We start from the raw sequence: 2,876 nt of genomic DNA, 5'->3' as shown, positions 1-2,876 counted from the left end.
GGATCAGCGGATGACACGCCGTACAGATCTAGCTAATACATGATTACACATTTCGAGTCCGTGGATGCATACCAGCAGCTCACAAAGCCCTGCATTGATAGACGACCTAAAACGGGGGGAACTTCGGTTTAGTGAGCCGCCGCAGACCACCAACCCGGCCAAGTAGGGCGCCCCGGCCCGCGCGGTGGCCCAGGCCGCCGGCAACGCCACGAGCGCCGACACCCAATCCCAAGCGCAGTTCGGCACGACCACCGCTTCCCAGCAGCTGACCGCGTCCAACGCCAGAGTGCAGATCGCCGACCCACCACCGTCACCCTCGTCCCGCAAGGCCAAACCGCTGCCGCCCCGGCCGGCAGCACCGTCACCCTCGGGACGGGCACCGCCATACACGTCAACAGCGGCTTCGTCACCGTCATGGGCGCCGGCATCGGCACCCGCGTCGAGAACGTCCCTGTCACCATCGATGTCGGCAGCACTGTCAAAACCCTCGGTACGTGCTACGAGGGCAGAACGTGGTCCCCGCCAACACTCATCTCACTGCCACCTCCAGTCCCATCACCCTCACCCAGTACCACCACGTCAAGGACGTCGTCGAGCTCGTCAGCGGCTCCGCCACCATCGGTACCGGCACACACGGCCGAGGTCATAACCAACACACACCAAACCGCCGTCGCCCCCAACCCCATCCCGAGCTCGTCTAGCGCATCCGGCGGGGCGGGTTGTATTTAGTCCCATATCGCTTCCGGCGATCCGCCCGGTCAATCATCTGGTCGACCAAGGCCGCGCAATCATCCGCACCCGGCTGACCTAGCAGGATATAGAACGGGCCCCGGGCGCGCTGTCACTTAATCATGCGCGTGCTGACCCGGGCCCCTTGGGCCGCTAGGCGCAATTGTCATGCCTTGCTGACCGACCAGCCGGTATGGCAGACGCCGTAATTCGGTGCCGTTAATGCTGACGGCGAACGTGTACGAGCCGAGCTTCTCGAACGGGAGAATCGGCACGTTGACGGCTAACGCAACATTCTGGCTTGCGCCGGCTTCGAGTTGGGGCGGACGGCCAACGTTGAACCGGAGGTCGACGTTGAACGTCTTACGATCGGTCGCATTCGTTTGCACCTCAACCGGGTTGTCATCAGCGTCCAGGAGAGCGATGTGAACAGCATGGTCTTGGTTCGTCTCGGTCCAAGGGACTTCAATGCACATTCCCACCGCCAGTGACACCTGCCAAGGGCTGGGTTGGCCCGCCGGAATTACGGCTTGATCAATGCCGCCTCCCGACAGGTAGAGCCGGTTGTTCTGAGCCTCCGCGTGGTTGCACAGCAGTGCAGCTAACTCCATCGATCGCCTACTCCCAGGAAACTCGACATAATGTACAGAACGGTCATACCGTAGCAGCATTACGGTATGACCGCCACGAATCTCGGTACGTCAGTGCACGCAAGGGCTCCAGGAGGCTGATATGGACGACGACCGCGGACGTTCCGTCCGTGAAGAAGCCGAGGTTGCGGATGAGCTTGAGAAGGTGATTCGAAAGACTTCGCCGCGACGGTCCGAGAAGAGGCAACGTGCGGCAATGATCAGCATCCGCGTCACGGCAGAGGAGTTACGTGTCGTTCAAGCTCAGGCCAAAGCTCGCGGTCTGACTGTGAGCCGGTATGTCCGCGACAGCGCATTGCGGCCCGCGCAGCGGTCCACGCCGCCTATGGCCATACATAGGATCGTCGCGAACACAACTTCCGCGGAAACGGAGACGTCGCCGACAAAGGAAGTAATGGACAAAGAGCCCCCCGCGCCCAGCAGGCCCTATCTTTTCGTCGCCAGCTCATCGGCGTCGTAGCAGCGCGCCCGCGGCAAGCCGCCAACTCCCACCGCCCGGCTAAAGCTGGGTGACGTTGTCGGCCGACCAGTAGGCCTTCATCGCGGCGACCTTGCCGTTCTCGTCGAACGCCATCACGTCGATCGGCTCGATCACCATCCTGCTGTCGCCGACCGTCACGGTCAGCCGAAACTGAAACGCCGCCTCGCTACCGGCGACCCGCAGCGACACCAGTTCGCATTGCCGCTCGGCGTTTTCGACCGCGGCGTAAAACCCCCGGATCGCCTGCCGGCCGACGTGCACCTCGCCGCCGACCGGATCCTCGACGGTGGCGTCGTCGGCATACAGCTCGGCGATGTCCTCGGCGCTGCCCTTGGCGACCAGGTTGATGTAGCGGTTGACGGTGTCGGCGATGTCTTGAGCACTCGGCATGAGACGTCACGCTACCGCGACAGCGCGGCGGCCAGATCCTCGGTCGTGGTGACCGGCAGGTCGCACACCCGCCCGCGGCATACATAGGCGGCGTCGGCGCCGCCCACCCGGTCGCGGCCGACCAGCAGCTCCGACGAGTCCACTTCGCCGCCGATGACGATCGCGCCGCCGGGCGCAAGCCGGCGCGCTTCGGCAAGCAGCGACGATCCCGGCGGGTCGCAGGCCACCGCGACCTGCAGCGGACCGCGCACCGCGGATTCGGCGACGGCCAGCCAGTGCCCGGCGGAGCGTGGCGCGCGCTCCAGCAGCACGGAATGCGCCGACAGCGCGTCGGTTGCCGCCTGCCGATACGCCTCGGACCGCTCCTCGACCAGGTGCGCGGCGATCAGCAGCGCCTCGGCGATCGAGGATGCGCCCGACGGCGTCGCCCCGTCCAGTGGGTCGGCCGGCCGCAACACCAGCTGCTCGGCGTCATCGGCGCTGTCGAACCAGCGGCCCGGCCGGTCAGGATCGGCGAAGTGCGCCAGCGCGAGGTCGATCAGCTCGGTCGCCGTCGTCAGCCAGCTACCGTCGGCGGTCAGCTGGTAGAGCGTCAGCAACCCGGTGGCCAGCATCGCATGGTCTTC

General features: G+C 65.2%; 3 protein-coding genes and 2 pseudogenes. 2 read left to right on the top strand and 3 right to left on the bottom strand.

Annotated elements, in window-relative coordinates:
* Positions 1-712: 712 nt before the first annotated feature.
* Positions 713-808 (top strand): annotated as a pseudogene (locus ACRDTL_RS13895) (pyridoxamine 5'-phosphate oxidase family protein); the annotation flags it as partial.
* 37 nt (positions 809-845) lie between these two features.
* Here the strand turns inward: ACRDTL_RS13895 and ACRDTL_RS13890 are convergent.
* Positions 846-1,340 carry a DUF6941 family protein gene (locus ACRDTL_RS13890; RefSeq protein WP_431507287.1) on the bottom strand — a complete coding sequence of 165 codons (495 nt, stop codon included), beginning with the start codon at positions 1,338-1,340 and terminating at the stop codon, positions 846-848.
* Positions 1,341-1,461: 121 nt separating this feature from the next.
* Between ACRDTL_RS13890 and ACRDTL_RS13885 the strand changes: the two genes are divergently transcribed.
* Positions 1,462-1,839, top strand: a complete 378-nt coding sequence (locus ACRDTL_RS13885) for a plasmid mobilization protein (protein ID WP_431507286.1) — start codon at positions 1,462-1,464, stop codon at positions 1,837-1,839.
* Between the two features lie 39 nt (positions 1,840-1,878).
* Here the strand turns inward: ACRDTL_RS13885 and ACRDTL_RS13880 are convergent, their stop codons facing one another.
* Together ACRDTL_RS13880 and ACRDTL_RS13875 are read right to left on the bottom strand one after the other, a co-directional pair.
* Positions 1,879-2,250 (bottom strand): nuclear transport factor 2 family protein, encoded by a 372-nt coding sequence (locus ACRDTL_RS13880; protein ID WP_431507285.1) that lies wholly within the window; start codon positions 2,248-2,250, stop codon positions 1,879-1,881.
* A gap of 11 nt (positions 2,251-2,261) precedes the next feature.
* Positions 2,262-2,876: pseudogene (locus ACRDTL_RS13875) on the bottom strand (hypothetical protein); the annotation flags it as partial.

The sequence above is a fragment of the Mycobacterium sp. genome, from assembly GCF_050700595.1.
Taxonomy (GTDB): domain Bacteria; phylum Actinomycetota; class Actinomycetes; order Mycobacteriales; family Mycobacteriaceae; genus Mycobacterium.
This window is presented reverse-complemented; position numbering and strand designations above follow the sequence as displayed.

What these genes read in the sequence shown, in the direction of transcription:
- ACRDTL_RS13890 (WP_431507287.1), bottom strand. Translation starts at nt 1,340, where the DNA reads ATGGAGTTAGCTGCACTGCTGTGCAACCACGCGGAGGCTCAGAACAAC.
- ACRDTL_RS13885 (WP_431507286.1), top strand. Translation starts at nt 1,462, where the DNA reads ATGGACGACGACCGCGGACGTTCCGTCCGTGAAGAAGCCGAGGTTGCG.
- ACRDTL_RS13880 (WP_431507285.1), bottom strand. Translation starts at nt 2,250, where the DNA reads ATGCCGAGTGCTCAAGACATCGCCGACACCGTCAACCGCTACATCAAC.